Origin of the sequence: Streptomyces sp. RKAG293, assembly GCF_023701745.1 — a bacterium.
Taxonomy (GTDB): Bacteria; Actinomycetota; Actinomycetes; order Streptomycetales; family Streptomycetaceae; genus Actinacidiphila.
On sequence record NZ_JAJOZB010000001.1, the window covers coordinates 8,263,873 to 8,290,454 of the forward strand.

The 26,582-nt window shown below is 72.6% G+C and carries 24 protein-coding genes and 1 pseudogene; 17 read left to right on the forward strand and 8 right to left on the reverse strand.

Going from position 1 to position 26,582, the window contains the following annotated elements; all coding sequences use genetic code 11:
• The first annotated feature begins 176 nt into the window (after positions 1 to 176).
• Complete coding sequence (locus LNW72_RS36435) at positions 177 to 1,715, forward strand: DEAD/DEAH box helicase (RefSeq protein ID WP_250979305.1); 1,539 nt, start codon at positions 177 to 179, stop codon at positions 1,713 to 1,715.
• An 81-nt stretch (positions 1,716 to 1,796) separates the two neighbouring features.
• On the opposite strand, the gene LNW72_RS36440 is transcribed toward LNW72_RS36435, so the two are convergent.
• Positions 1,797 to 2,237 carry an STAS domain-containing protein gene (locus LNW72_RS36440; RefSeq protein ID WP_250979306.1) on the reverse strand — a complete coding sequence of 147 codons (441 nt, stop codon included), beginning with the start codon at positions 2,235 to 2,237 and terminating at the stop codon, positions 1,797 to 1,799.
• A gap of 258 nt (positions 2,238 to 2,495) precedes the next feature.
• Here LNW72_RS36440 and LNW72_RS36445 point away from each other — a divergent pair, with 258 nt between their 5' ends.
• The 3 genes from LNW72_RS36445 (at position 2,496) to LNW72_RS36455 (ending at position 4,168) form a co-directional block, all read left to right on the forward strand.
• Positions 2,496 to 2,840 carry a MerR family transcriptional regulator gene (locus tag LNW72_RS36445; RefSeq protein WP_250979307.1) on the forward strand — a complete coding sequence of 115 codons (345 nt, stop codon included), beginning with the start codon at positions 2,496 to 2,498 and terminating at the stop codon, positions 2,838 to 2,840.
• Between the two features lie 81 nt (positions 2,841 to 2,921).
• Positions 2,922 to 3,641, forward strand: coding sequence for a hypothetical protein (locus tag LNW72_RS36450; protein ID WP_250979308.1), 720 nt, complete (start codon positions 2,922 to 2,924; stop codon positions 3,639 to 3,641).
• Positions 3,638 to 4,168, forward strand: coding sequence for a histidine phosphatase family protein (locus LNW72_RS36455; protein ID WP_250979309.1), 531 nt, complete (start codon positions 3,638 to 3,640; stop codon positions 4,166 to 4,168). The genes LNW72_RS36450 and LNW72_RS36455 overlap by 4 nt, the downstream gene beginning before the upstream one ends.
• A 30-nt stretch (positions 4,169 to 4,198) precedes the next feature.
• On the opposite strand, the gene LNW72_RS36460 is transcribed toward LNW72_RS36455, so the two are convergent.
• On the reverse strand, positions 4,199 to 4,627 hold the full coding sequence (locus tag LNW72_RS36460) for an SAV_915 family protein (RefSeq protein WP_250979310.1): 429 nt from the start codon (positions 4,625 to 4,627) through the stop codon (positions 4,199 to 4,201).
• A gap of 341 nt (positions 4,628 to 4,968) precedes the next feature.
• Here LNW72_RS36460 and LNW72_RS36465 point away from each other — a divergent pair, with 341 nt between their 5' ends.
• From LNW72_RS36465 to LNW72_RS36475, 3 genes are all read left to right on the forward strand, one after another.
• Positions 4,969 to 5,208 carry a hypothetical protein gene (locus LNW72_RS36465; RefSeq protein ID WP_250979311.1) on the forward strand — a complete coding sequence of 80 codons (240 nt, stop codon included), beginning with the start codon at positions 4,969 to 4,971 and terminating at the stop codon, positions 5,206 to 5,208.
• Positions 5,205 to 6,554 (forward strand): diaminopimelate decarboxylase, encoded by a 1,350-nt coding sequence (gene lysA, locus LNW72_RS36470; RefSeq protein ID WP_250979312.1) that lies wholly within the window; start codon positions 5,205 to 5,207, stop codon positions 6,552 to 6,554. The genes LNW72_RS36465 and lysA overlap by 4 nt, the downstream gene beginning before the upstream one ends.
• 205 nt (positions 6,555 to 6,759) lie before the next feature.
• A complete protein-coding gene (locus LNW72_RS36475) occupies positions 6,760 to 7,275 on the forward strand; it encodes a universal stress protein (protein ID WP_250979313.1) in 516 nt (171 codons plus the stop codon).
• Here the strand turns inward: LNW72_RS36475 and LNW72_RS36480 are convergent.
• Positions 7,259 to 7,744 carry an amphi-Trp domain-containing protein gene (locus LNW72_RS36480; protein ID WP_250979314.1) on the reverse strand — a complete coding sequence of 162 codons (486 nt, stop codon included), beginning with the start codon at positions 7,742 to 7,744 and terminating at the stop codon, positions 7,259 to 7,261. The genes LNW72_RS36475 and LNW72_RS36480 overlap by 17 nt on opposite strands.
• A 267-nt stretch (positions 7,745 to 8,011) precedes the next feature.
• On the opposite strand from LNW72_RS36480, the gene LNW72_RS36485 reads away from it, so the two are divergent.
• Positions 8,012 to 8,338, forward strand: coding sequence for a carboxymuconolactone decarboxylase family protein (locus LNW72_RS36485; protein ID WP_250979315.1), 327 nt, complete (start codon positions 8,012 to 8,014; stop codon positions 8,336 to 8,338).
• Positions 8,339 to 8,470: 132 nt separating this feature from the next.
• Positions 8,471 to 8,983 (forward strand): annotated as a pseudogene (locus tag LNW72_RS36490) (MFS transporter); the annotation flags it as partial.
• A gap of 70 nt (positions 8,984 to 9,053) precedes the next feature.
• Here LNW72_RS36490 and LNW72_RS36495 read toward each other — a convergent pair.
• From LNW72_RS36495 to LNW72_RS36505, 3 genes are all read right to left on the reverse strand, one after another.
• Complete coding sequence (locus LNW72_RS36495) at positions 9,054 to 9,647, reverse strand: DUF4291 domain-containing protein (RefSeq protein ID WP_250980446.1); 594 nt, start codon at positions 9,645 to 9,647, stop codon at positions 9,054 to 9,056.
• A gap of 101 nt (positions 9,648 to 9,748) precedes the next feature.
• Complete coding sequence (locus LNW72_RS36500; protein WP_250979316.1) at positions 9,749 to 10,690, reverse strand: AEC family transporter; 942 nt, start codon at positions 10,688 to 10,690, stop codon at positions 9,749 to 9,751.
• A 166-nt stretch (positions 10,691 to 10,856) separates the two neighbouring features.
• Positions 10,857 to 11,132: a helix-turn-helix transcriptional regulator gene (locus LNW72_RS36505; protein ID WP_250979317.1), complete on the reverse strand. Its 276-nt coding sequence runs from the start codon at positions 11,130 to 11,132 to the stop codon at positions 10,857 to 10,859.
• Positions 11,133 to 11,198: 66 nt separating this feature from the next.
• Between LNW72_RS36505 and map the strand changes: the two genes are divergently transcribed.
• On the forward strand, positions 11,199 to 11,966 hold the full coding sequence (gene map / locus LNW72_RS36510) for a type I methionyl aminopeptidase (RefSeq protein ID WP_250979318.1): 768 nt from the start codon (positions 11,199 to 11,201) through the stop codon (positions 11,964 to 11,966).
• A gap of 6 nt (positions 11,967 to 11,972) precedes the next feature.
• On the opposite strand, the gene LNW72_RS36515 is transcribed toward map, so the two are convergent.
• A complete protein-coding gene (locus LNW72_RS36515) occupies positions 11,973 to 12,329 on the reverse strand; it encodes a hypothetical protein (protein ID WP_250979319.1) in 357 nt (118 codons plus the stop codon).
• Positions 12,330 to 12,416: 87 nt separating this feature from the next.
• Positions 12,417 to 12,797 carry a helix-turn-helix domain-containing protein gene (locus tag LNW72_RS36520; RefSeq protein WP_250979320.1) on the reverse strand — a complete coding sequence of 127 codons (381 nt, stop codon included), beginning with the start codon at positions 12,795 to 12,797 and terminating at the stop codon, positions 12,417 to 12,419.
• 202 nt (positions 12,798 to 12,999) lie between these two features.
• On the opposite strand from LNW72_RS36520, the gene LNW72_RS36525 reads away from it, so the two are divergent.
• The 7 genes from LNW72_RS36525 (at position 13,000) to LNW72_RS36555 (ending at position 25,219) form a co-directional block, all read left to right on the forward strand.
• Positions 13,000 to 13,968 (forward strand): NADP-dependent oxidoreductase, encoded by a 969-nt coding sequence (locus LNW72_RS36525; RefSeq protein WP_250979321.1) that lies wholly within the window; start codon positions 13,000 to 13,002, stop codon positions 13,966 to 13,968.
• 275 nt (positions 13,969 to 14,243) lie between these two features.
• Complete coding sequence (locus LNW72_RS36530; RefSeq protein ID WP_374117376.1) at positions 14,244 to 15,236, forward strand: BTAD domain-containing putative transcriptional regulator; 993 nt, start codon at positions 14,244 to 14,246, stop codon at positions 15,234 to 15,236.
• Positions 15,237 to 15,307: 71 nt separating this feature from the next.
• Positions 15,308 to 17,581, forward strand: a complete 2,274-nt coding sequence (locus tag LNW72_RS36535) for a TOMM precursor leader peptide-binding protein (RefSeq protein WP_250979322.1) — start codon at positions 15,308 to 15,310, stop codon at positions 17,579 to 17,581.
• Entirely contained in the window at positions 17,571 to 19,568 is a 1,998-nt protein-coding gene (locus tag LNW72_RS36540) for a TOMM precursor leader peptide-binding protein (RefSeq protein WP_250979323.1), read from the forward strand. Before LNW72_RS36535 ends, LNW72_RS36540 begins: the two co-directional genes overlap by 11 nt.
• 46 nt (positions 19,569 to 19,614) lie before the next feature.
• Positions 19,615 to 21,315, forward strand: a complete 1,701-nt coding sequence (locus LNW72_RS36545; protein ID WP_250979324.1) for a nitroreductase family protein — start codon at positions 19,615 to 19,617, stop codon at positions 21,313 to 21,315.
• The gene (locus LNW72_RS36550) at positions 21,312 to 24,140 is read left to right on the forward strand and encodes a lantibiotic dehydratase (RefSeq protein ID WP_250979325.1); all 2,829 of its coding nucleotides are present in this window, start codon (positions 21,312 to 21,314) and stop codon (positions 24,138 to 24,140) included. Before LNW72_RS36545 ends, LNW72_RS36550 begins: the two co-directional genes overlap by 4 nt.
• A complete protein-coding gene (locus LNW72_RS36555) occupies positions 24,137 to 25,219 on the forward strand; it encodes a lantibiotic dehydratase C-terminal domain-containing protein (RefSeq protein WP_250979326.1) in 1,083 nt (360 codons plus the stop codon). Before LNW72_RS36550 ends, LNW72_RS36555 begins: the two co-directional genes overlap by 4 nt.
• Positions 25,220 to 26,582: the final 1,363 nt, after the last annotated feature.

Consider the following 26,582-nt stretch of genomic DNA (forward strand, 5'->3'; position numbering starts at 1 on the left):
TCCGGCATTCCGGCCGCCACTTCTCAGTAGGCGCCGTTTTCATCGGAGTTCACCGCGCGGAGATTTCCGCCGGACTCCGCATTCGCCATTTGCTTCGGTTCGTTTCTTGCGATTCCTTGCGCGGCTGCCGGCCGCCGGGTCTTCCTCGACACGCGCCGCCTCGAGGAAGGTTCCGCATGAACCGCACCACGCGCTCGAACAGCCCCTACTCCCGCAGCAGCCGCACCGGCGGCTCGGGCAGTGGCGGCAGCTACAGCAGCCGCTCCGCCGGCTCCGGCAACAACACCGCCGGGTTCACCGGCCGCTCCCGCTCGCAGTCCCCGAACCGCTCCGGCGGTTCCGGACGCCGGCCGGCCGCGCTGCAGGGCGAGTTCGCCCTGCCCGTCACGATCACCCCGGCGCTTCCCGCCGTCACCACCTTCGGCGCGCTGGACATGCCCGTCGAGGTGCTCAAGATGCTCACCAGCCTGGGCATGAACGAGCCGTTCCCGATCCAGGGCGCGACGCTGCCGAACTCGCTGGCCGGCCGTGACGTCCTCGGCCGCGGGCGCACCGGCTCCGGCAAGACCCTCGCGTTCGGTCTGGCGCTGCTCTGCCGCACCGCCGGACAGCGTGCCCAGCCCCGTCAGCCGCTCGCCCTGGTCCTGGTCCCGACCCGTGAGCTGGCCCAGCAGGTCACCGACGCGCTCACCCCGTACGCCCGCTCGCTGCACCTGCGGCTGGCCACGGTCGTCGGCGGTATGTCGATCGGCCGCCAGGCCAGCGTGCTGCGCGGCGGCGCCGAGGTCGTCGTGGCGACGCCGGGCCGGCTCAAGGACCTGATCGACCGCGGTGACTGCCGGCTGGACCGGGTGGCCATCACGGTGCTCGACGAGGCCGACCAGATGGCCGACATGGGCTTCATGCCGCAGGTCACCGCGCTGCTCGACCAGGTGCGCACCGACGGCCAGCGGATGCTGTTCTCGGCCACCCTGGACCGCAACGTCGACCAGCTGGTGCGCCAGTACCTGCACGACCCGGTGGTCCACTCGGTGGACCCCTCGGCCGGTGCGGTCACCACGATGGAACACCACGTGCTGCACGTGCACGGCGCCGACAAGCGCGCCACCACCACGGAGATCGCCGCCCGTGACGGACGGGTGCTGATGTTCCTGGACACCAAGCACGCCGTCGACCTGCTGACCCGCGAGCTGCTGGCCAGCGGGGTGCGGGCGGCCGCGCTGCACGGCGGCAAGTCGCAGCCGCAGCGCAACCGGACGCTGGAGCAGTTCAAGAACGGGCACGTGACCGTGCTGGTGGCGACCAACGTCGCCGCCCGCGGCATCCACGTCGACAACCTGGACCTGGTCGTCAACGTCGACCCGCCCAGCGACCACAAGGACTACCTGCACCGCGGCGGCCGTACCGCCCGCGCGGGGGAGTCCGGTGTGGTCGTCACGCTGGTGCTGCCGAACCAGCGCCGCGACATGACGCGTCTGATGGCCGACGCCGGCATCACGCCGAAGACGACCCAGGTCCGCTCCGGCGAGGCCGAGCTGACGCGGATCACCGGAGCCCAGGCCCCGTCCGGCGTTCCGGTCGTCATCACCGCGCCGGTGTCCGAGGCCGCGAAGCGCAGTGCCGCCTCGACCCGCGGGCGCCGCAGCCGTACGGCCCAGGCCCGTCGCGCCGGTGCGCCGGATCGTTCCTCCAGGCCCCGTACGACCGCCGTCTGACCGTTGCCGGCCGCTGGCCGGCGACACCGGAATACCGCCGGGCCCCACTGACGAGTGGGGTCCGGCTTTTCGCTGTCGCCGTCAGGCGGACGCGTCGTCGGTGCGCGGTTCGGGCGGAGCGACCGGGAGCAGGGCTTCACCCACCCCGTCGGCGAGCGTCAGGACCTGGTCCGCACCGGTCAGTTCGAGGGTGCGCAGCAGCTGCGGGCTGACGTCGGCGAGGACCAGGACGTCCCCGCGGTCCTGCAGCGTCTGCCGGATGGTGAGCAGCAGGCCCAGCCCGCGGGAGTCGCAGAAGGTGAGCCCGGCGCAGTCCAGCACCAGGCGGGACCGGCGGGCGTCGCCGTCCTGCTGGGCCGGCAGCTCGCCGTTCCGGATCCGGCCGTCCTGCCGGGCGCGGAGCAGCTCGGCCACGGCGGTCGCCAGGACGTCCTCGCTGTCCAGGTCGAGCTCGCCCGCCAGCGCGAGTACGTCGACATCCCCCTGGCCGTGGCGTACGGGCCGCACCTGCAGCCGAGTCATGGTCGTCTCCCGAAGATCAAGATCGAGGAAATACTGGGTGTGCTCACGTCGCCCCCCACCCCGCCTTGCCACGGGTCGGCCGACTCCGTGGCGAGGTTGGGCGAGGGTAGCGTACCTGGCTTCCCGGCGTGCGTAAATCTGTCTCGGCCACGATAGACATTTCCCGATCGGGTTGTTAGGTTTTCTGACGTAATGAAGGACGTCGGTGATCTCCGGCTGTCGCCTCCCCCCAAGTGGGCTGTACGCCGCAGAGGTGCAATGACCCCCAGAACCCGTACGAACACGACCGACAAGTTCGACGACGACGACTACCCCGCCTACACCATGGGCCGGGCCGCCGAGATGCTCGGCACCACGCCCGCCTTCCTGCGGGCGCTGGGCGACGCGCGGCTGATCACCCCGCTGCGTTCGGAGGGCGGCCACCGCCGCTACTCGCGCTACCAGCTGCGCATCGCCGCCCGCGCGCGCGAACTCGTCGACCAGGGCACGGCCATCGACACGGCCTGCCGCATCGTCATCCTGGAGGACCAGCTCGAAGAGGCCCTGCGCCTCAACGAGGAGCTGCGCCGCCGGGCCGGCGGTCCGCCGCCCGAGGACGTCTGACCGTCCAGGCGGCGCATCCAGGCCGGACGGGCCGGTGCGAGCCCGTGCCACGACGGCGCCGGAGCGCCTAGGGTCGGTCCTGTGCTGAGCATCGTGGATGAACTGACCGGCCCTGGTCCGCTGCGGATCTGCGCCCATGCCCCACAGGACGGCGATCCGGGCGATCTGACCGGACTGCGGGTGCTTCTCGTCGCGGACGTGCTGGCGCGCGTCGTCGAGTTGCGCGGCAGGGCCGTGCTCATGGGGTGGACCGGACCGCGGGTGCCGACGGCCGACGTGGCGGGCATCCGTCCGGCCGACGCCACCGGCACCCTCGAGGAGATCACCGGGACGCTGGGCGGCCCACCGGTCGTGCACATCAGCCATCGCGCCTACGAGGGCGCGGGCGGCGCCGGCCTCCGGGTCGGCGAGGCGAGCGCCACAGGGCCGGAACCGGTGGACCAGGACGCGCTCGCCGTGCGCGTGCTGCTGCTCGGCCACCCGCACCACGAACCGCTCGCCGTCACGTCCGAGGAGATCGCCGCGGCCGGCCGCCGGCTGGCCCGCTGGCGGCGCGCGGTGGCCGACTGGGCCGAGGAGCCGTCCAAGCCGATGGCCGCCGACCTGGTGCGAACGGCCCGGGCCGCGCTGGAGGACACCCTCGACACCTCCGAGGTGCTGCGGCTGCTGCGCGGGCTGGAGACGGCCGGTGAGGTACCGGCCGGGGCCAAGTTCGAGACGTTCGCCCATCTCGACCGGGTTCTCGGCCTGGAAGTCGTCCGAGAGATCGGCCGTCCGCGCTCCGCCGGGGCACCGGCATGAGCGGGACGCGGCGACTGGTGATCCTGCGGCACGCCAAGTCCGCCTGGCCCGACGGCGTTCCCGACCACGACAGGCCGCTGAACCGGCGCGGCCTGCGCGATGCCCCCGCCGCCGGCCGGTGGTTGGGCGAGGCCGGCCGGCTGCCCGACCTCGTCCTGTGCTCCTCCGCCCGCCGGACCCGCCAGACATGGGAACTGGCCGCCGCCGAGCTGGACGGCGCTCCACCGGTCCGCTACGAACCGCGCCTCTACGCGGCGGACGACGACGACCTGCTCGACGTCGTCCGCGAAGTGGCCGCCGACGTCGGGACGTTGCTGCTGGTCGGCCACAACCCCGGCCTCCAGGAACTGGCCCTGCTGCTCGCCGGCGAGGCGGCCGGCGACACTCTGGAGCGCGCGCGGACGAAGTTCCCCACGTCCGGCACCGCCGTGCTCACCTGGAGCGGACCGTGGTCGGCCCTCGAGCCGGGCGCCGCCCTGCTGACCGACTTCGTGGTGCCGCGCGGGCGGCGCGAGGAGCGTCCCTGACCACGGGCGGCCTGAAGAGCGTTCCTCGCCTCAGCGGAATGTCCGAGCGGGCGCCGCGCTCGCTGCGGTGGCCGTGGCCGCGACGGTTCTGGCGGGTCCAGCGGCCTTGACGGGTCCGGCCGTTCTGACGGGCGCGGCGGTTCCGAGGGGCGTGGCGGTTCCGACGGGTGTGGGAGCGGGGGCGACCAGCGACGGATCGACGGTGAGGGCGGTGACGCCCAGCGGCGCCCCGAGGGCGTGCAGCGCGGTCGCCGACAGGCTGATCCACTCCTGGCCGGCGCCCAGCGCCGCGACCAGCCGCCGCTCGGTGGTGAAGGCGACGGCGGTGCGGTCGCCGAGCGGGGTGCGGAAGAAGCGGGCGGTACAGCCCGCGGAACCCGGCCGGACAGGGACGAGAAGTGATCCGGCCGGGATGCGTTCGGAAGGTTCGGGATCCTCCGCGTACTGGTGGTCGACCATCACAGTGCTCCTTGAGAGAGGCGAAGCGGTCTCCGGCGTGATCGCCGGCGCCGCTCCGATGAAGGTATCCCCGCGCGAGGGGTTGTCGATCACGCTCCTTACGGGTGCTTGATGCGGACACCGGTCCCTTTGACGCGCTCCTGACGGCGGGCACGGCCCAGCGGCGTCCTGAGGGGCGCGTCGTCAGGAGGGGTGCGTCGTCAGGAGGGCGTCAAAGCTTCGGCCTGCGCGTCAAGCCCGCGTCAGGGCGGAGCCGGGGCCCGGACCTGCGGGCTTAGCGTCGATGGAGTGCTCCCGGCGATCACGCCGGAGAGCGTCTCGTCTCCCCCCGGAGGACCGCCATGTGCCTGTGCCAGTACGAGGACGAACCCGAGCCGACCGAACCGTTCGCGGCCGGATCCGTTCTCCTCCCAGCGCCGTCGGACCACCCGGCTCCGTACGTCCGCACCACCCTCTGCGCCCGGTCGGCCCCGGCGTACTCCGCCGCGGGCCCCGCCGTCGTCGCTCCCGCTCCCGCCACGACCCTGGCACCGGACAACTGGCGCCACGCGGACCGCACGACGCGGGCGCGCTGCGCATGACCGCCACCTCGCTCGTGCCGGCCCTGGCCACGGCGCCGGCCGCGGACCCTTCGTCGCTCGTCGTCTGGCCCGCCTCCGCCCGGTCCGCCGCGCACGGCGACGTCACCGTCGCGGGCGTCTCGCTGGCGGAGGCGGCCGACCGCTTCGGCACGCCGCTCTACGTCCTGGACGAGGGCGAGTTCCGCGACCGCTGCCGCACCTACCGCGCCGCTTTTCCGGAGGCCGATGTGATCTACGCGGCCAAGGCCTTCCTCTGCCGCGCCCTGCTGCACTGGGTGGAGGAGGAAGGTCTGGGCCTGGACGTCTGCTCGGCGGGCGAGTTGGAGCTCGCCGTCACCACGGGATTCCCGCCCGAGCGGATCGTGTTGCACGGCAACGCCAAGAGCCCCAAAGACCTGAGCGCGGCCGTACGGCTGGGTGTCGCGCGGATCGTCGTCGACAGCGCCTCGGAGATCAACCACCTGGCCGTGCTGGTGCCGAGGGGCACCCGGCAGCAGGTCATGGTGCGCGTGGTGCCGGACGTCTCGGCGGGCGGCCACGCGGCCGTCAGAACCGGCACCGACGGGCAGAAGTTCGGTTTGTCGATCACCGACGGCTCCGCCGAGGAGGCCGTCGTCCGGATCCTCGGCCGGCCCGAGCTGGAACTGGTCGGCCTGCACTGCCACATCGGATCCCAGATAGCCGAAGTCGAGCCGTACATCACGGCGCTGCGCCGGCTGATCGGCCTGCTGGCCCGGATCCGGGACGACCACGGCGTCGTGCTTCCGCAACTCGATCTCGGCGGTGGCCACGCGGTGGCCTACCGGCCGGGCGAGGACGTCCTCGACGTGGCCGCGCTCGCCGCCCGGGTCCGCACCGAGCTCGCGGACGGCTGCGCCCGCGCCGGGCTGCCATTGCCACGGCTCACCATCGAGCCGGGACGGGCGATCGCCGGCCCCGCGGGCGTCGCGGTCTACCGCGTGCTGTCGGTCAAGGACACCGGCGGGCAGCGCTTCGTCGCCGTGGACGGCGGCATGAGCGACAACCCGCGGCCCGCCCTGTACGGGGTGCGCTACGCGCCCCGGCTCATCGGCCGCGGCTCCACCGCCCCGGTGCGGCCGGTCACCGTCGTCGGCCGGCACTGTGAGGCCGGTGACGTCCTCGCGGCCGGTGCGGCACTGCCGGACGACGTCCGCCCCGGCGACCTGCTGGCCGTCCCGGTCGCGGGTGCCTACCACCTGTCTATGGCGTCCGGCTACAACCTGGTGGGCCGCCCGCCCGTCGTCGCCGTCCACGACGGCAGCGCCCGGCTCCTGGTACGCCGCGAGACGCTGATGGACATGAGCGTGCGCGACATCGGCCTGTGACAGCCGCCGTCCGGGCGCGCGGCTGTCAGGGGGCCGTCAAGGATCCCGCCGGCCGCGTATCGGGTCCGTCAAGGGACGCCCGGCCCGCGCTGCGCGGAGATCCACTGGAAGTACGAAGTACAAGGAACCGGGACACGAAGTACAAGGAACCGGGACACACGGTCCCCGGTTCACCGGTCGCAGCAGAGAAGGAAGCGAAACCACCATGGCTGAGGCCACGCGGATCATCGTCGGAGTCAGCGGATCGCTGAGCAGCCTGGCCGCACTGCACCGCGGCGTCGCCGAGGCGCGCCGCCACGACGCCCTCCTCGTACCGGTGCTCGCCTGGGCACCGGTCGGCGGCGAGATCGCGTACCGCAGGACGCCCTGCCCGCCGCTGCTCAAGGAATGGGAGCGCGCGGCCGGCAAACGCTTGGACATCGCTTTCGAACAGGCCCTCGGCGGCTACCCCAACGGCCTGCGCATCCGCCCGCTCGTCGTACGCGCCGCGCCCGGTCAGGCGCTGGTGCAGATCGCCGACCGGCCGGACGACCTGCTCGTGGTGAGCGCGGGCCGCCGCGGCCCGCTGAACCGGATGTTCCACGGCTCGGTGGCCCGCTACTGCCTGGCCCACGCCAAGTGCCCGGTGATCGCCGTACCGCCGTCCGACCTGCTGGAGACGCTGGAACGCGCGGGACGCCACGGCCTCCCGTTCCCGTCGACGGTCACGTCGTTTTCGTAGCGGACCGCTTCGCGCCTTTGCGTCCGCTGGTGCCCGTTCTGCCGCGTACCGGCTTTGCGGGCACCTTCTTCCGCGTTGCGGCCTTCGCCTTGCCTGCGGCCTTCCGCGACGGCTCTGTCCGGGTCGGCCCGGTCGACCATTTGAACTCGATCTCGAGCTCGATCTCCCCATTGCCGATCTCGACCTCGATCTCGCTGCGAAGGTCGTCGGCGATCCGCAGGCTCAGCGTTCCCGGGTTGAGTTCAAGTTCGGCATCCTCACCTTCCCTCAGCGCGGCTGCGAGGGCTGTGAGCTGATCAGCCGCCTCAAGGCGTGTCAGTGAGCGCTTCTGCTCGAACTTGAGGTCCTTCATGGGTGTCTCCGATCCGGAAACGGCATGGGCATCGGGCGCCGCATCGAGGCCGTGCGTGAGCGGGCGCGTAGGCAACACGTCGTCCTCAGCGATGGCGGCGATACCCGCGAAGATCATTACCGCGCGCTCCCGCTCGGCCGCTCGGCCTACTTCCAATGTCGACCCACCGGGATCACTCCGCACCTCGGGGTGCCGCACCGGCAGCGCCGCCTGCCCCCATGGCGCGGCGGACCATGCGCCCCCATGCGGGAGCCCGGGATGGGTTCTAGGATTGGGGAAGCTTCACGCTCGCGGAACTCGGTTCTCTCCGCCTCATATCTCCTTCTCTCTCCCTCCCTCGAGATATGTCCCTGGAGCTTGCAACTCACCAGGAGGCCATGCGCCATGTCCACTGCGTCGGAAACCCCTGTCCTGGACACCCTTGCCGCCATGACTGTCGACTCGATCGAGCGATGCGGCATGGCACCGGACATGTTCATCGTCACGCGTATCGCGGCACTCGCCGCCTCGGATGCCCCGCCCATCTCCTACGTGGCGCATATCGACCCCGCACTCCAAGCCGGCCTGACCGCCGAACAGGTGCAGGACGTCCTGGTGGCCATCGCCCCCATCGTCGGCACCGCCCGTGTCATGACGGCAGCAGGCAACATCGCCACGGCGCTCGGCATCGCCATCGCCGTCGCCGACGCCGAGATGGACGCCCAGGGCTGAATCCCCGTCTGCTCGTCCTGCCGCAGATGCAGTTGACGTCCGAAGTGACTCGGCCGACCCGGGTCCATCAACCGGTTGACCTCCGTGGCGGGTCGCGGGTCCGCCCTCCTGGGCAACTGGGACGATTCGCCCATGGGATCCAAGGCAGGAACCGCCGCGAGTCCGGCAACGGCGCGCATCGTCCTGCTGGCACTCGCGGCGGGCCAGTTCCTGATGGCGCTCGACAGCTCGGTCATGAACGTCTCGATCGCGACGGTGGCCGAGGACGTGGGCACGACGGTGACGGGGATCCAGGGCGCCATCACGGCCTACACCCTCGTGATGGCGATGTTCATGATCCTCGGCGGCAAGGTGGGCGCGCTGATCGGCCGCAGACGCGCGTTCATGATCGGCTGCGTCATCTACGGCTGCGGCTCCCTGACCACGGCACTCGCACCGAACCCGGCCGTGCTGCTGCTCGGCTGGGCGTTCCTCGAGGGGATCGGGGCGGCCCTGATCCTGCCCGCGATCGTGGCACTCGTGGCGAGCAACTTCGCCGCCGAGCGCCGTCCCGCCGCCTACGGTCTCGTCGCGGCCGCAGGGGCCGTGGCGATCGCGGTCGGGCCGCTCATCGGCGGTGTCGCGACGACGTATTTCTCCTGGCGATGTTCTTCACCTCACGGATCCCGACGACCCAGCCCCGTTCGACGGAGCCGTGACTGCGGGCCGTCCCGTCTCATGGCAGCAGCGGTGCCAGCAGCTCCTCGTCCGCTGGGTAGGGGAGTTCGGCGGGCAGCAGCCGGCCCGCGGCGCTCAGGTCGCCGGCGCGTACGAGGGTGTGGATCTCCTGGGCGAGCGGGGTCACATCCGTGATGGCGACCGTCCACTCGTCCGCGTACCGGCGGGCAGCGTCGCCGGTGAGGCCGAGTTGGAGGGATCGGTACGGCAGCGGCTGGAGCTGGAGGTCGCGTTCGGGGTCCCACTGGACGCGGGCGGGGGAGCGTCGGAGATCGCGCTTCCAGGAGGCCCGGTCGGGGTGGAGCCCACGCTCGTAGTGGGAGAGGCACGCGTGCCGCAGCGCCCACTCGAAGCCTTCACGGGCGATCTCGACGGCGAGTACCGTCTCCTGGCCCTCCTTCACGCCCCAGCCGCAGCGATACATCATCCAGAGAAAGCTCGGCTTGATCCACGTCATCCGGTCCCGTTGCCAGGCCGCCGGGAACCGGCCGGTGCTCGCCGCGAGGAGGCCGATGTGCGGGGAGTAGGCCTGGTAGACGGTGACGGTGGTCTCCGTGTGCAGCGCGCGGATCCGGTGTTTCGGCTCGTCCACGAGGTGGTTCGGCTCTGCGAGGTGCGTCGGTCCTGCGAGGTGTTTCAGTTCTTCCACGGGATACAGGGTGCGGCCACCGGCCGTTGGCGCGCCAGCGGTTTCTACGGGTGGGTCGGGCCCAGGGTCCAGTAGACGACGGAGAGGGTGGCCATCGAGACGAGGGTGGAGACCATCACGGAGTCGCGGGCGAGATCGGTGTCCAGGTCGTACTGGCGCGCGTAGATGAAGGCGTTCTGGGCGGTGGGCAGCGCGGAGCAGAGGACCACGGCGAGCAACTGGTGCTGCGGCAGGTGCAGAAGGAGGCCGCCGACCGCCAGGGCGACGAGGGGCTGCACGAGGGTCTTGAGCAGGACCGTCACCCCGACCTCGGTGAGCCGGCCCGCGCCGGTGGCGGCCGGGCGGCCGTGCAGCGACATGCCGAGGGTGACGAGGGCGGTGGGAACGGCGGCCGCGCCGAGCAGTTCGCAGGAGTGGCCGAGCGCCGTCGGAAGCTGCCAGCCGGCGGCGGAGACGACGGCGCCGAGGGCCGAGGCCATGATGATCGGGTTGCGCACCGGCATCATCAGCATCCTGGTGAGGCCGCCGCTCTGCCAGCCGGCGCCGGTGCCGGCGTCGAGCAGGGTCAGGATGACGGGGGATATCAGCAGCACCTGGAAGAGCAGGATCTGGGCGACGAACGAGGCGTCCCCGAGCACCTGCAGGGCCACCGGGATCCCGAGGTTGGCCGAGTTGACGTAGCCGGCCGCCATGCTGCTGATCGCCTGGTCGGCGAGCTTGTGGTGGAAGAACCGGCGAGCGGCCAGGAGGCCGAGGGCGCAGACCACGACGGTGCCGGCGGCGAAGGCGATCATCGAGGTGTTCGCGAAGGTGTCGAGGCGCGCCTTGGAGATCATGACGAACAGCGCGGCGGGCATGGCCACATGGAAGACGAACCGGCCGAGGACGGTCTCCGCCTGCTCGCCCAGCAGACCCGTGCGGCTGACCAGGTAGCCGGCCGCGGTGAGTATCCAGATCGGGGCGAAGCCGGCGAGCAGGGAGTGCATGAATCCTCGGGTCCGATGGGTCGCGGGCGCGGTCCGAACGGGCCACGGGTCGGCGGTTTGCCGCCGTCCATGATCCCCGCCCGCTTCCGGGCGCCTGCGGCAGGGCATGCCGGAGGGCGCCGCCGGGCCGACCCGCCGCGGCTCCTGCCGATCCGGTCGGACCGGCCTAGGCCGTCAGCGCCTCCGGCGCGTCCTCGGCGCCTTCCGCGCACGCGGTGACCAGCTCGTCCAAGGACACGTCCAGCGCGGCGGCCAGGGCCGCCACGGTGAAGAAGGCCGGGGTCGGTGCCCGGCCGGTCTCGATCTTGCGGAGGGTCTCCGCGGACAGTCCCGCCGCGGCGGCGACCTCCACCATGCTGCGGTCGCCACGGGCCCGGCGCAGCAGCGCGCCGAAGCGCTCACCGCGGTCACGTTCCCAGGGGGTCAAAGGAGTTCTCACCATGACCGTGATACTAATACCGGTATAAGTATTGGGCATCATCGAGGTCATCAGTCAGGAGTCAGCAGCATGGTGGAGATCAAGACCGACGCGGCGCTGGAGGCGATGCGCGAGGCCGGGCGCGTCGTGGCCCAGGCGCTCGGAGCCGTCCGCGGGGCGGCGGCCGTAGGGGTCCGGCTGCGGGAGCTGGACGTCGTGGCCCGTGACGTCCTGCGTGCGGCCGGGGCGCGTTCTCCGTTCCTCGGCTATCAGCCGGCATTCGCCCCGGTGCCGTTCCCGGCGGTGATCTGCGCCTCGGTCAACGACGCGGTCGTGCACGGCATCCCCGGCGACTACCGGCTGCGCGACGGCGATCTGGTCAGCATCGACTGCGGGGCGGAGCTCGACGGCTGGGCCGGCGACGCCGCCATCAGCTTCATCGTCGGCACCCCCCGCCCCGCCGACCTGCGGCTCATCGACGCCACCCAGCGGGCGCTGGACGCCGGCATAGCGGCCGCCGTCCCGGGCAACCGGATCGGGGACATCTCGCACGCCGTCGGCACCGTCGCCGAGGCGGCCGGCTGCGGTATGCCCGCGGACTTCGGCGGGCACGGCATCGGCCGCCGGATGCACGAGGATCCGGGAGTGCCCAACCGCGGCCGCCCCGGCCGCGGCTTCCCGCTGCGGCACGGTCTCGCGCTCGCCATCGAACCGATGCTGATGGCGGGCGGACGTGACGACTACCGAACCGATCCCGACGGTTGGACACTGCGCACCACCGACGGCAGCCGGGCCGCCCACATCGAGCACACCGTCGCCGTCACGGCGGACGGCCCCCGCGTCCTCACCCTGCCCTGACGCGGGTCAGGGCCGCATGTCGCTGTGCCCGCAGACCCAGGCCAGCGCGTCGTGCACGCCCTGGATGTAGTCCCGCGGGATCGTGCGCTGGGTGGCGTCCGCCAGCTGCACCACCGCGGCGTCCGCCTCGGCCGTCAGCAGGGGCAGATCCGGTGCGCCCTCGCACGAGGCGCCCGTGACCGGGGCCGGGTCCCCCCGGCCCAGCGCCCACAGGTAGCCCGTCAGCGCGCCCCGGGAGAGCTGCGTCTGCTGGGCAGGCCCCGCCCCGACGGCCTCCAGGGCGTGATACGCGTCCTCGACCTCGGCCAGTGACCTGGTGCCGATGGTCCCTTCCTTGTGCGGCTCTGCTCTGGGGAAGCTCATACCTGTACGTATGTCCCCTCCCGTGCCGCTGATGTGTGCCCGGGCGGGGGACGATATCCCGTCCGGCTCGACAGGTGCGTCCGGCGGTCAGGCGCACCCGGCCGGCGCGTCCGGCTTGACGGTGTCCAGGTGGGTCTCCACCCAGGCGCGCAGCACGCCCAGCGGCACGGCGACGCCGCGCCCCAGATCCGTCAGTTCGTACTCCACGTGCAGCGGGACGGCCGGGTAGACGGTGCGGTCGACGAACCCGCTGTCCTCCAGGCGCCGCAGGGTGCTCGTGAGGACCTTGGGGCTGATGCCCTGGAGGCGGCGCTGCAGCGCGCCGAAGCGCTGCGGCCCCTCCTCCATCGCTCCGATCGCCAGCGCCGTCCATTTGTTGGCGAGCAGGTCCAGCACGTCGCGGCACGGACACAGCGCGGCGTAGACGTCGTGCTGTGCGTGGTTTCCTGTCGTGCACGCGATGGTCATGGCCACTGCCTTTCCTGGTCGTGGAGGGTGGGCGACACGCCGGTTGCGCTGCCGCTCACGGCTCCCACCTGTGATGCTTTCCAAAAGATAGTAGTAGCCCTTGCAGGTAACCACTACCCCATAGGTAGCGTCCACGGTGTTGACGATAACCGGTCGGCGCGCCGCGGGCGCGCCGGCCCCACCCCCCACCGGGAGCCACCAGATGAACGAGAAGCCGACCATGCGCGCGATCACCCAGGACACCTTCGGCGGCCCGGAAGTGCTGCGTCTCACCGAGCTCCCCCGCCCGGAGCCGGTGCCGCACGAGGTGCTGGTGCGGGTGCGTGCCGCCGGGGTCAACCCGGTCGACTGGAAGACCCGGGAGGGCGGCGGGATGGCCGGTGCGCTGAGCGCGCCGCCGTTCGTGCTGGGCTGGGACGTCTCCGGCGTCGTCGAGCAGGTGGGGTTCGGCGTCCACACCCTGGAGGTCGGTGACGAGGTGTACGGGATGCCGTCGTTCCCCCGGGAGGCCGGCGCGTACGCGGAGTACGTGACCGCCCCGGCCCGGCACTTCGCCCGCAAGCCCGCCACGCTCGACCACGACCACGCCGCCGCGGTACCGCTCGCCGCCCTGACCGCCTGGCAGGCCCTGACCGTCACCGCCGGGGTCACGGCCGGGCAGCGGGTGCTGATCCACGGCGCGGCGGGCGGGGTGGGGCACTTCGCCGTGCAGTTCGCCAAGCACCTGGGGGCGCACGTCACCGGCACCGCCCGCGCCCCGAAGCACGCCTGGCTGCGTGAACTGGGCGCCGACGAGCTGGTCGACTACACCGCGGTCCGCTTCGAGGAAGAGGTGCGCGACATCGACGTCGTCCTCGACCTGATCGGCGACGAGCACGACCGTACGAGCACCCGCTCGCTGGACACGCTGCGCGCCGGCGGGATCCTCGTCGCCGTCCCGTCGGGTGTCTCGCCCGAACTGATGGAGGGGGCACGGGAGCGCGGCCTGCGGGCCTCGGCCTACCTCGTCGAGCCGGACGGCGACTCGCTGGCCACGATCGCCGGGCTGATCGACAAGGGCGGCATCGCCGTCGAGGTCGAGGACGTCCTTCCGCTGGCGGAGGCCGCCGAGGCGCACCGCCGCGGCGAGGAGGGCCGTACCCGGGGCAAGCTCACCCTGCACGTTGCGTAAAGGGGCCGCAAGCGAATTCGCAGTGCACGTCAACCCTTAGGAATTCCAAGGGTTAAGGGGTGGGGCTCCTGTCATTGATAGGGGCCCCTTTCCGCATTCCCACTCCCTTGTGGCCTGTTCTCGCCGCTGATACTTTCTCGGGCATCAGTTGGGAGCGGGCGGAAATGCGTAGAGAGCAATCTGTCGACATCAGGGAAGACGATTCCTGGGAACCGGGAACGAGTGCCGCCCCGAGTTCCCGGGAGACCTATCCGCGATTCCTTTTGCTGGGCCCTGTGGGGATAACGGACGGCCGGGACGTCATCGTGCTGCAGCCGTCGAAACCCGCCAATCTCCTGGCCGCACTGCTCCTGCATCCGAACTCCGTGGTGTCGGTGGACTTTCTGCAGCGGGTCGTGTGGGGCGAGGAGCGGCCCGTCACCGCGAAGGCGGCCCTGCACACCTGCGTGCAGCGGCTGCGGCAGCTCTTCACCAAGTACGGCATCGCGGGCAACCTCATCGAGGCCGTGCCCGGCGGCTACCGCATCGCCGCGGACGCCAGGACGCTCGACCTGATCGCCTTCCGCGAGCTGCTCAGGAGAGCGGAGGCGGAGCCGGATCCGGACGGCGAGCTGCGCACCCTGCGGGCCGCGCTGTCCCTGTGGCACGGGCCGCTGCTGGTCAACATCGACTCCGACATCCTGCGGCGCGAGGTCGTCCCCCGGCTGACCGAGGAGCGGCTGCGCACCCTGGAACGGGTCTTCGACATCGAGCTGGCGCTGGGCCGATGTCGTCAGGTACTCGCGGAGCTGTGGCCCGAGGCCCGCTCCCACCCGGCGCACGAACACTTCTGGGCCCAGCTCGTCGAGGCGCTGCACAGGACCGGCCGGCGGGCCGAGGCGCTGAGCGAGTACCGCGTGGTGAAGGAGTACCTGCAGACCGAGCTCGGCGTCGACCCGGGGCCCGCCCTGCAGCAGCTGGAGCTCGCGGTACTGCGGGGCGACGACCTCTCCGCCCCGGCCGCCGGGCCCGGCCTGACACTGCTGCCGCCGGGCAACCGGCACGGTCTTTCCCCGCCGCCCGCGATTCCCCCGGCGCTCGAATCCGGCGGAAGGGAATTCCCGTCCGAAGTCGCCGAGGACGTCCTCGAAACGCTGGTCGGCGCGGGCCTGCTGGAAGAAGAGCCGGAAGGCCGGTACCGCATGCACGACCTGCTCCGCACACTCACCAGGGGCGCGGTGGCCTTCCGCAGTGACGCAGCCGGTTCCGACACCTCCTCCGGAGCCTGAAAGGGCGTCGCGGGAAAGAAATGCCCTGCCCCGTTACCCGATTTCCGCGCCCGACAGGGGGTAATACCAGCATGACCGCATCGTACGAAGAAGTCGCGGACACCCGCCCGCGCATCCGCCGTGATGTCCTGTTCACCGAGACTCCCTCAGGAGTTGTCTTCCACAACGCCCACGGAGGATTCAACCTCAGTGGCAGATCGGCCTATCGATTCGCCTCCCTCATCGTTCCCCATCTCAATGGGGCGAGCCGGGTCGAGGACATCTGCAACGGTCTGGGCGACAAGCAGCGGGCCATGGTGGCCGAGCTGGTGGGAGCGCTGTACGGCCGGGGCCTCGCCCGCGACGTGGCGCCCGGCAGCGACGGCCTGGACGAACTGCCCGCGGACGTCACTCGGCGGTTCGCGCCGCAGATCGCGTACATCGACCACTACACGGGCGAGGCGGGCGGCAGGTTCCGGCGGTTCCGTGAGACGCGGGTGGCCGTGCTCGGCCAGGACGACGTCGCGCGCTGGTGCGCGCTGAGCCTGGTGCGCAACGGCGTCGCGACCGTCGCGGTGCAGGCGGCCTCCGGTGCCGACGACCCCTTCGCCGGGACGATGGCGGAGGCCGCGGCGCTCGCCGCGGACGGCTGCCCGGTGGACGTCGTCCGGCTCGACGGGCCGGCGGCGCCCGGCTGGGAGGGCCTGGCCGGGTACGACATCGTGGTGGCGAGCGCCGGACCGCACACCCTGACCGGTCTGCTGGAAGCGGGGATCCCGGACGGCACCCGGCTGCTCCCCGCGTGGATGTTCGGCAGCCAGGCCGTCGTCGGCCCCGTCATGGCGGCCGGTTCGGCCGGCTGCTGGGCCTGCGCCGCCCTGCGACTGGGAGCCAACGGGCAGCCCGGCGCCGCGGCCGACGTGTGGAGCGCCGCCTGCCTCGGCCGGGACGGAGAGTCCTCCGGACGCCAGGTGTCCGGTCCTTCGGCGGCGATGCTCGGGAACCTGCTGGGATACGAGGTGTTCCGGCTGACGACCGGCGCCCTGGCCGCCGAGACCGAAGGCCGGCTGGTCCTCCAGGACCTGGACTCGCTCGACGTCGCGACCGAGCCGCTGCTGCCGCACCCGGCCTGCCCGTACTGCCGGACCTCCTCCGACGAGCCGGCCGCTCCGGCGGAACCGACCGCGGAGCTCACGGAACCAGGACTGATGGCAGACCTGGCGGCCGGCCTCATGGCGGACGGACCCCGGTCCGACGGGGATGTCGCGCCGGAGGAGGACGCGGACGGCGTACTGGCGGAACTCGACGCCCGCGCGGGCCTGGTGCACCCCCACGCGGGAGTGTTCGGCGGCTACGCCGACGACAGCTGGGAGCAGACGCCGCTCAAGGTCGGCACCGTCCGCATCGGCGTCGGCCATGCCGGGCACCGGGAGATCTCGGCCTTCGACGTCCACCATGTCGCCGGGGCGCGGCTGCGGGCGCTGCACCGGGCCGCCGAGGTGTACACCGAGCACGTGGTCCCGCAGGCGCACACCCTGGACGGGGCCGCGCTGGAGGCCGCCAACGAGAAGTGGTCGCTGGTCGCCCCGGCCTCGCTCGACACCGCCGCCGGGACCGGCGCCGCCGCCGACCAGGTGCGCACCTGGGTACGGGCGAGCTCGCTCACCGATGCGCGGACCGCCCTCGTACCGGCCGGCGCCGTACGCACCTTCGGCCGGTACAACCAGGACCGGATCTTCGTGCCGACGTCCGCGGGATCCGGGTCAGGACCGTCCGCGGCGGTGGCCGCGGCCCGCGGGCTGCTGTCCGCGCTGGCCTTCCACGCGCTGACGCAGGCGCTGCGCGCACGGACCCCGGTGACCCTGGTACCGGCCGGCACAGCGGACGACGATCGCGAACTGGTCTTCCTCCGGCGCTCGGCCGCGAACCTGGGCCTGGACGCGGAACTGCTCGCGCTCGGTCCCGTCGACGGAACAGCCGCGGTGCTGCTCGCCCGCGCCGCTGATCCGAGTACCGGACGTACCTGGTGGGCGGCCGCCGGAGGCGGTACCCGGCGGCAGGCCGCCGTGGACGCGCTGCGCGATCTGCTCGGCCAGGTGCAGCTCGCCCGGCGGTCCGGTGACGCGACGCCCGCCGACACCGGCGATCCGCTGCTGGGCGATCTCGACGCCGGGACACTCGGCGTCACCGGGGAGGGCTCCCTGACGGAGGCCGGACCGGCGGCCGACGGCGTCACGCTCTCCGCGGGGCTGCGCGCCCGCGGTCTCACCGCACTCGCGGTACCCACCGGATCCGCCGATCTGCGGACCGGCGGAATCCATGTGGTCCGGATCCTCCTGGTGCACGGGGCGATAGATGCGCTCTGAACCGCCGGTCCGGGCGGCCGAATCCGTCCCGCCGGACCCGCCCCAGGAGGTGGGCCCCGGGGCTCCGGCCGGTACCGGCGGCCACGCCCTGGAGGGGCCGCTGGCGCGCAGCCTGCGCGGCCATCCGGGCCTGGACGGGCACGTCCGGGTCATCGCACTCGGCGTCCGTGACGAACTCGCCGACGAACCGGCCCCCGAGGAAGCCGCGTTCGGCGGCGACCGGACCACACCCGTGCACGTCTACGGCCACCAGGTCGTCGTCGGACCGTCCCCCCGGACCGGACAGGCGGCCGCCCCGTGCCCGACCTGCCTGGCCAGGCGCTGGCAGGCGGTGCGTCCCGCCGCGCTGCGCGACGCCCTCGAACTCGGCTCCGGCACCCGCGCGGCGGGGGAGTGGCCCTTCGTGACGGCGTTCGCGGCCGACGCCGTCGCCGCGCTGACCGCCGCCCACCGCGAGCGGGCGGAGAGTACGGACACCGGCCTGTTCGCGTCCGTCCATCTGCTCGACCTGGAGACCCTGCGGGTCAACCGGGCGGCGCTGATCCCCGACGCCGAGTGCCCGCGCTGCGACCGCCGCACCGACGACACGGCCGAGGACGCGCGCATCGTCCTGCGCAGCGCCCCGAAGGAGGACCCGGCCGGGTTCCGCCGCCAAGGGATCGACGCGTACGACCTGCCGCTCGAAGCCTTCGTCAACCCGGTGGCCGGAATGCTGGGGCCCTCCGTCGCCCCCGATCTCACCTCGGCGTCGACCGCCTCGACGGTGGGGGCCTTCACCCTGCGGTCCGGCGTGTATCTGCGGGAGTCCTACTGGGGCGGCCACACGGACAGTTACGCGCGCAGCGTCCGGGTCGGCGTGCTGGAGGGCATGGAGCGGTTCGCCGGGATGCGGGCCCGCGGCAAGCGCACCACCGTCGTCGCGTCACTGGCGGAACTCGGAGCGGACGCCCTCGACCCCCGCACCTGCGGCCTCTACTCCGACGCCTTCCACCGCGCGCAGGAGACCGTCCGGCCGTTCTCGCCGCAGCGGCGGATCCCCTGGGTGTGGGGGTACTCGCTGCGCGACCACGGGCCGTTGCTCGTCCCCGAGGTGCTCGCCTACTACCACGCACCGGGCGGCGTACAGAACCGCTTCGTGCAGGAGAGCTCCAACGGCTGCGCCTCGGGAGGCTGTCTGGAGGAGGCGGTGTACTTCGGCCTGATGGAGGCCGTCGAGCGGGACGCCTTCCTGATCGCCTGGTACGGGCAGGTGCCGCTGCCCGAGATCGATCCGGCGACCAGCACCCGCCCCGGGACCCGGCAGATGGCGGACCGGCTGGCCATGTACGGCTACCGGGCGCGGTTCTTCGACACCCGGATCACCTTCCCGATCCCGGTGGTGACGGCCGTCGCCCAGCGCGTCGACGGCGGCCCCGGCACCCTGTGCTTCGGCGCCGGCGCGAGCTGGGACCCGGAGGCCGCGCTGAGCGCGGGCCTGTGCGAGATCGCCACCGACGCCGTCAAGGTCCGGCGCCGCACCGAACGCGATCACGACCGGCTCAGCGCGATGGCGGCGGACTTCGACAAGGTCCTGGTGCTGCACGACCACCCGCTGGTGTACGGGCTGCCCGAGATGGCCCGGCACGCCGCGTTCCTGCTGGACGAGGAGGACGGCACCGGCCGTCCGCCGCCGCGCGGCGTGGCGGACCTCGCCACCGGGCGGCCGCCCGCCGCCGATCTGCGGGACGACCTCGACGCCGCCGTCGAGGCGGTGACCGGCAAGGGATTCGACGTCGTGGTCGTCGATCAGACGATGCCGGAGCAGCGGGACCTGGGGCTGCACACCGTGTCCGTCATGGTGCCCGGCCTGCTGCCGATCGACTTCGGCTGGCAGCGCCAGCGCGCCCTGCACATGCCACGGCTGCGCACCGCGCTGCGCGAGTCCGGGCGCCTCGACCGCGATCTGCACCCCGCCGACCTCAACCCCGCCCCCCACCCGTTCCCGTGAATCCGCGGACCCGCCTTGCACAGCGGCAGCACAGAGAGGACCAGACGTGGGTTACGCCCATGACTACGCGACCGCGGTGATGCGGCGCGGCAGGGTCGCGATGGAGCCCGTCGACTTCGTACCCGACTGGGACGACCGGCCCAGGAAAGAGAAGTTCTACCCCGGGGCCGAGCGGTTCCCGCTGCCCGACGGCGACTTCCCCGAGGACGCCTCCGTCGAGCGCGGTCTGTCAGGAACCGGGGGCGACGCGGAGTTCAGCCTGCCGCTGCTCGGCGGGATGCTGCGTGACTCCTACGGCCTGGTGGGACGGCGGCTGGCCGTACAGGCCAACACCGACCTGGGTTCGCTGCCGCTGTACACCCACGCCAACTGGTCACGCGGTACCGCGTCGGGCGGCGGCCTCTACCCCGTCGGGGTGCACTGGGTGAGCGGCCCGAGCGGGCCGCTGACACCGGGCGTCTACCACTACTCGCCCGCCCACCACGCCATGCAGCGCCTGCTGTCGGGCGATGTGACGGGCGAGGTGCGGGCCGCGCTGGGCGGGGCGGGGCCGGACGGGGAACTGCCGGACGGAAACACGGACCAGTTCCTGGTGCTCGGGATCCGCTTCTGGCAGAACGCGTTCAAATACAACAGCTTCAGCTACCACGCCGTGACGATGGACATCGGCGCACTGCTGCAGACCTGGCGGATGTGGGCGCGGTCCCGGGGACTGCGGATGGAACCCGCCCTGTGGTTCGACGAGGAGCGGCTCGGGCGGCTGCTCGGGTTCCCGGCCGGGGAGGAGGGCGTCTTCGCCGTCGTCCCGCTGCGCTGGGAAGGAGCCCCGGCCGAACGGGCCCATCCGGCCGGCGCGCCCGGCGAGGGCGCGTACGGCGGCGGCGTCCAGCGCCGTACGGAGGAGCGCTCCCGTCAGGTCATCTCCTTCGACACCGTCCTGAGGATGCACGACGCGACCACCCGGGCCGCGCGTGAACGCCCGGCCCCCGGAGCGCTGGACGCGGCCGCCGCGCCGCCCGTGCCGGCCGGCGGCGAACGCCGCCCGCTGCCGCCCGCCGCGCCCATGACGCTGAGCGTGCGCCGGGCGCTGCGAGCGCGGCGCAGCAGCTTCGGACGCTTCACCGGCCAGCGGCCGCTGGCCGCGGCGCAGCTCGCCGCGGCACTGCGGGCGGCGGTCGCGGGAGCGGGTCTGACCAGCGACGCGGTCGGACCGGGAAGTGCGCCGCTCACCTCGCTGTACGTCTTCGTCAACCATGTCGAGGGGATCGACCCGGGGATCTACGTCCATGACGCGGCCGCCGGTGAACTGCGGCTGCTGACGGCCGGCCCGCCGGGATCGTTCCTGCAGGCCAACTACTTCCTGGCCAACTACAACCTGGAGCACGCGGCCGCCGTCATCGTGCCGGCCGTCAGGACCCACGCCGTCCTGGACGCCGTCGGCGACCGCGGCTACCGGCTGGTCAGCGCGGCCATCGGAGCCGCCGCCCAGGCGGTGTACACGGCGACGGCCGCCGCCGGCGCGGCCTGCGGGGTCGCACTCGGCTTCGACAGCGTCTCCTTCGCCGAGGAACTCGGACTGGCCGCGACCGGCGAACTGCCGCTGCTGCTGATGATGATCGGCAACGAGCGGGAGCGGCCCGCGGACTTCCGCTACGACCTGGTGTCGTCCACGAACCCGGACCCGCGGCCCGCACCACGGTCCCCGTCCCCGGACCCGGACGTCCGCAGCCGACAGGGGACCCGATGAGCACCTCGCTGGAACGTACCGCGGAACCCGCCGCAGCCCCCGAACCGGGCCGCCTCTCCCGTCACTTCATGCTCCGGCTCGCCGGTCTGCCCGTCGAATCGGTGCAGAGCCTGCGCAGCCCCGCCGCCCGGCGGTGGGCCGACGAGGTGCTGGCCGAGGAGAACCGGTTGCGGGAGCTGGGCGCGCTGCTGAGCGGACCGCTCGCCGCGTTCGTCACCGACAACACCGACGACCGCTCGCGCCGCCAGGTGCTCGAGCTGCGCCGCCAGGTGTTCAACAACCGGCTACCGAAGGACGTGCCGGCGGCCCTCACCCTGGCCGCCCGGTTCGACGACCCGACCGCGCGGGAACTCGCCGGCTGGCTGCGGGACCGGGCGGAGCTGGAGTCGCTGCGCGCCCGTGGCCCCGAGTTGCTGACCGCGGAACTGGACCGCGGGCGCGCAGCGTTGCGGAAGCTCGCCGCGGAGGACCAGCTGCGGCTGGGACTGCTGCTGGCCTCTCCCACGCTGGACGGGCAGCTGGACGCCTACATCCGCGGCGCGTCGTCCACCGCGGGCAAGCGCGGCCGCAAGATCGAGCGGTCCCTGCTGGCCTACCTCTACCGCACCGCGTGCAAGACCAGCCCGTTCAGCACCTTCACCGGCGTCGCGCTGGGGGAGTTCCAGGACGGGGCCGCGCCGGACGGAGCACCTGGTGTCCGTTCCGACGGCACGACGGACGTCGCCGAGCAGTGGTCGAGCCATCCGCGGCTGAACGTCGTGGTCCTGTGGCGGCTCGCCGAAGCCGTCGCCGCCGATGAGGAGCGCCGCGGGGACCTGCACGTATCGCTCGCCTCCGGCTGGGAACTGGACGAGGAGCGGGTCCGCTTCGTCCGCCGCTCGGTGACCGCAGGCGACGACGACGCCGCGATCAGCTTCGACGCGGCCCGCGACCGGCTGTTCTTCCTGCGCCGCAGCGGCGCCCTGGAGGCCATGCTCACCCTCTTCCGGGACCGGCCCGGCATCCGGTACCGGGAACTGGCGCACTGGCTGACGGCCGAACGCGGAGCCACCGCCGAGGAGGCCGGCCGCTATCTGTCCGCGCTGCTGCAACTCGGCATGGTGCAACTGTCCGGCCTGTACCCGGAGGTGCACAGCCAGGATCCGCTGCGGGCCTTCCAGTCCGCGCTGCGGTCGGTCGGCCGTCCCTGGGCGGACACCGCCGCCGCGCGGCTGGACGGGCCCGCGTCCTGCGTCGCACGGTACGCGGCGGCGCCGCTGGCCGGCCGTCGCGCGCTGCTCGCCGAGCTGCGCCGCGAACTGCTCGGGGTGCTGGAGTCCCTGGCCCCGGACGGCCCGGCCGGGGAGCGGAACCCGCACCGGACACTGCCGCAGACCCTGCTCTACGAGGACTCCCGCGCGGCGGAGCAGGTCACCGGCGCCGATCTGCGGACCTGGACCGAGCTGGCCGCCGATCCGCTGCGCTCACTGGCCCGGATCCTGCCCGCCTTCGACGTCTCGCTCGCCCAGCGGCTGACGTTCAAGGGCTTCTTCCTGGCCCGCCACGGCCGCGGAGCGCGCTGCGACGACCTGCTGAAGCTCGTGCACGACTTCCACGAGGACATCTTCGACCAGTACCTGAGCTTCAGTTCCCAGCAGAGCGGACACGACCCGAAGGACGGCCACCCGCCCGAGGAGAACTGGCTGGAACTGCCGCAGATCACCGCCCTGGACGCGGCACGGGCCGAGTTCGTCCGCCGGATGCGGGTGCTGTGGGAGGAGCGCGCACGGGACGCGGAGGAACTCCGCCTCGACGACGCCTTCGTCGACGCGGTGGCCGCCGAACTCGGGCCGCTCTCCCGGCACTTCGACCCGCAGAGCCACTTCCTGCAACTGGTCAGCAGGGACGAGGACCCGCTGGTCGTCCTCAACGGGTCCTTCGGCGGGCTGTGTTTCCCGTTCACGCGCTTCACGCACTGCTTCGACACCCCCGCCGACGACCCGGGACTCTCCGAGCGGCTGCTCGGCACGCTGCGCGGGGTCCGGCCGGACGGGGCGCTGTTCGCCGAGATCACCGCCGGCTCGGCCACCACCAACCTCAATCTGCACGGCCGGCTGACCGACCACCAGATCCTGTGCCCCGGGGAGACCAGCTCCGCCCCGCCCGACAGCCGCATCGACCTCGACGACCTGTACGTGGAGCACGATGCCGCCGCCGACCGGCTGGTGGTGCGCTCCCGGCGGCTCGGCAAGGAGATCATCCCGCTCTATCTGGGCTATCTGGTGCCGATGGTGCTGCCGGAGATCCCCCGCACCCTGCTCCTGCTCTCGCCCACCTCCAAGACCGGCCTGGACGTCTGGACGGGCGTACCGGCCGCGGCGGCGCACGAGGGGGTGACGCTCCGGCCACGGGTGCGGCACGGGTCCGTGGTGCTTAGCCGCCGGGGCTGGACCGCCCTGTCGGCCACCCTGCCGCAGCGCCCGACCGGACAGGGCGACGCCGACTGGTTCCTCGGCTGGCAGCGCTGGCGGCACACCCACCGCATACCGGGCCAGGTCTTCGCCACGGTGCTGGCGGGCGATGGGACGGGGCAGCCGGCCGGTTGGAGCGGTGGCTCCAAACCGCACTACGTCGACTTCGAGAGCCCCCTGTCGCTGGTCGCCTTCGAAGCCCTGCTGGGCGACCGGAAGTCCCGGGTGCTGCTGGAGGAGATGCTGCCCGCCGAGGACCAGCTGCACGTCAGATCAGGACGCGGCCGGCACGTCGCGGAGCTCGCCGTGGAGATCTTCCCCGGCCGTTCGCCCCACCCCACCACCGACCGGGAAGGACACGGTGAGCGGACATGACCTCACCCGCGCTGGAGACCGCCCGCACCACACCACAGGAGACCGCGCCCGGTGAGTGGCAGGCACTGCACATCTTCTACGCGGCGAGCCCCCGCCCGCTGCTGCTGGAGTGCGTCAAGCCGCTGGTGGAGGAACTGACCGAGCAGGGGCTGCTGTCCGGCCACTTCTTCATCAACTACTGGCTGCAGGGGCCGCATGTGCGACTGCGGCTGAAGCCGTCGAGCGCCGCCGCCACCCAGCAGGTGCGCGAGCGCGCCTACGAGGCGGTCGGGGCGTTCCTGCGCAGGCGCCCGGCCCTGTACGAGGTGAAGGCCGGCTTCCTGGCCGACCTGTACAACACGCTGTTCGAGCTCGAGTACACCGAGGACCAGCGCGAGCTGCTGATGGGCCCCGACGGCCGGATGCTGCTGCGCGACAACAACTCCGCGAGCTTCGAGGAGTACGAGCCCGAGTACGGCAAGTACGGCGGCCCGGCCGGGGTCGAACTCGCCGAGTGGCACTTCGAGCACTCCAGCGATCTGGTCGTGGAGTCGCTGCGGTCGATGAACCTGCACCTGCGGACCGTGCTCCTGGGTGTCTCGGCCCAGCTGATGATGGTGATGTCCGCGGTCTTCCTCGGCGAGGAGGAGGAGATCGCCCGGTTCCTCGAGCACTATCACGCGTTCTGGGACGGTGCCTTCTCGGACACCAACTTCACCGCCAGGAAGGGCTACGACCGCGCCTACACGGAGATGGGCCCCGAACTCGGCCGGCGCTTCGGCGAGATCCGCGCGGCGATCGCCCGGGGAACGGACGACGAGCTGCCGGGCTTCCTGCGCGGCTGGGCGGCCCACTGCCGTGAACTCGCGGGCCGGGTGCGGGAGCTGGCGGTGCGCGGGGAGCTGGAGTTCCAGTCCTGGAGCGGCGGCGACGACTTCCGGGTGACCGACCCGGTCCGCGCGCTGCCGATCCTGATGTCCCCGTACATGCATATGACCAACAACCGGATGTCGGTGACCATCCGGGACGAGGCGTTCCTCAGTTACGTCCTGGCCCGCGCGCTGCGCGAGTCGGGCGCGCCGCCGGAGGGTGAGCGGTGACCGCGACCGTACTGCGGGACCTGCGCCCGCGGAGCCGTCCCGACCTGCTGGTCGGCCCGCCGGTGCTGCGCGGGCGCACCGAGATCCACCCGGTCAAGGACCCGGTCGGCGGACGGCGGTTCGAGCTGCGCGCCAAGGAGCACTTCGTGCTGACCCGGCTCGACGGGGTGCGGACGCTCGACGAGATCGGCGAGGAGTACGCCCGGCGGTTCGGCGCCCGGCTCGGCGACGCGCACTGGCAGCAGCTCCTCGGACTGCTGCACGCCCGGCGGCTGCTCGCCGGCGACCAGCGGCCGCCGGAAGCGGCCGCGCCGCGGACCGCCGACGACCCCGCGCCGGCCAGGTCGACGCTGTTCAGCGGGCGTACGCGGCTGGTCGCCGATGCGGGAGCGCTGATCGAGGGGCTGCACCGGCGCACCGGCTTCGCGCGGACCCGGCTGTTCCTGGGTTCGCTGCTGGCCCTGAGCACCGTGATGCTGGTCCAGCTCGGCACCGAGTCCGGCACGCTGCGGCACGATCTGACGGAGCTCCACCGCCGTCCGGTGCTGCTGCTGGCGGTGGGCGTGGCCCTGTGGGTGAGCCTGGCGCTGCACGAGCTGGCGCACGGCCTGGTCGGCCGGGCCTTCGGCGGCACCGTCTCCGAGATCGGGCTGCGCTGGCGGCTGCCGGCGACGTACCTGTACTGCCTGGTCCAGGACGTGCCGTTCTTCGCCAGGCGCCGGCACCAGATGGCGACCGCGGCCGCGGGACCCGCCATGAACGTGGTGTTCCTGCTGCCCTTCTGGCCGGTGTGGACGCTGCTGCCGAAGGAGGACCCGGCGCACTACGCGCTCGGCGGGATGATGGTGCTCGGCTGCGCCATCGCGGCCGCCAACCTGCTGCCGCTGCCGCCGCTGGACGGGTACAAACTGCTCGGCTACGGGCTGGGCGCGAGCCGGCTCGCCACCGACAGCTGTACCTTCCTGCGTGAGTCGGCGACCGCGCTGTTCCGGCCGGGCGAGGGCGCCCGCGCCTACCCGGTACGGGCGCGCGTCGTCTATGCCGGCTACGGACTCGCGGCCGGCGCCCTGACGGTCGGGGCGGCGATCGCCCTCCTCGGCGGCTGCACCTGGTTCCTGGCCGACCACTACGGAATCCTCGCCGCACTGGCCCCGGTCCTGCTGCTGGCCGCTGCGGTCGTGCTGTGGCGGCTGGGTCTGGCAGCGCGCGGCAGGGCCGAGCGCGACAAGGGCGAGCGGGAGAAGGCCGAGCGGGAGAAGGCCGAGCGCGACAAGGGCGGGCCTGAGAAGTCCGATCCTGATAAGGCCGCCGCCGACGTCCCGGCAGACGAACGTCCCCCGGCGGCCCCGCCCGCCCCATCCCC

Bases quoted from the DNA above. Each gene is read 5' to 3' on its own strand.
- LNW72_RS36555 (WP_250979326.1), top strand. From the start codon at position 24,137: ATGACCTCACCCGCGCTGGAGACCGCCCGCACCACACCACAGGAGACC.
- LNW72_RS36550 (WP_250979325.1), top strand. From the start codon at position 21,312: ATGAGCACCTCGCTGGAACGTACCGCGGAACCCGCCGCAGCCCCCGAA.
- LNW72_RS36525 (WP_250979321.1), top strand. From the start codon at position 13,000: ATGAACGAGAAGCCGACCATGCGCGCGATCACCCAGGACACCTTCGGC.
- LNW72_RS36435 (WP_250979305.1), top strand. From the start codon at position 177: ATGAACCGCACCACGCGCTCGAACAGCCCCTACTCCCGCAGCAGCCGC.
- LNW72_RS36465 (WP_250979311.1), top strand. From the start codon at position 4,969: ATGTGCCTGTGCCAGTACGAGGACGAACCCGAGCCGACCGAACCGTTC.
- LNW72_RS36460 (WP_250979310.1), bottom strand. From the start codon at position 4,627: ATGGTCGACCACCAGTACGCGGAGGATCCCGAACCTTCCGAACGCATC.
- LNW72_RS36520 (WP_250979320.1), bottom strand. From the start codon at position 12,797: ATGACCATCGCGTGCACGACAGGAAACCACGCACAGCACGACGTCTAC.
- LNW72_RS36445 (WP_250979307.1), top strand. From the start codon at position 2,496: ATGACCCCCAGAACCCGTACGAACACGACCGACAAGTTCGACGACGAC.
- LNW72_RS36515 (WP_250979319.1), bottom strand. From the start codon at position 12,329: ATGAGCTTCCCCAGAGCAGAGCCGCACAAGGAAGGGACCATCGGCACC.
- lysA (WP_250979312.1), top strand. From the start codon at position 5,205: ATGACCGCCACCTCGCTCGTGCCGGCCCTGGCCACGGCGCCGGCCGCG.
- LNW72_RS36480 (WP_250979314.1), bottom strand. From the start codon at position 7,744: ATGATCTTCGCGGGTATCGCCGCCATCGCTGAGGACGACGTGTTGCCT.
- LNW72_RS36535 (WP_250979322.1), top strand. From the start codon at position 15,308: ATGACCGCATCGTACGAAGAAGTCGCGGACACCCGCCCGCGCATCCGC.
- LNW72_RS36475 (WP_250979313.1), top strand. From the start codon at position 6,760: ATGGCTGAGGCCACGCGGATCATCGTCGGAGTCAGCGGATCGCTGAGC.
- LNW72_RS36505 (WP_250979317.1), bottom strand. From the start codon at position 11,132: ATGGTGAGAACTCCTTTGACCCCCTGGGAACGTGACCGCGGTGAGCGC.
- LNW72_RS36500 (WP_250979316.1), bottom strand. From the start codon at position 10,690: ATGCACTCCCTGCTCGCCGGCTTCGCCCCGATCTGGATACTCACCGCG.
- map (WP_250979318.1), top strand. From the start codon at position 11,199: ATGGTGGAGATCAAGACCGACGCGGCGCTGGAGGCGATGCGCGAGGCC.
- LNW72_RS36485 (WP_250979315.1), top strand. From the start codon at position 8,012: ATGTCCACTGCGTCGGAAACCCCTGTCCTGGACACCCTTGCCGCCATG.
- LNW72_RS36455 (WP_250979309.1), top strand. From the start codon at position 3,638: ATGAGCGGGACGCGGCGACTGGTGATCCTGCGGCACGCCAAGTCCGCC.
- LNW72_RS36540 (WP_250979323.1), top strand. From the start codon at position 17,571: ATGCGCTCTGAACCGCCGGTCCGGGCGGCCGAATCCGTCCCGCCGGAC.
- LNW72_RS36440 (WP_250979306.1), bottom strand. From the start codon at position 2,237: ATGACTCGGCTGCAGGTGCGGCCCGTACGCCACGGCCAGGGGGATGTC.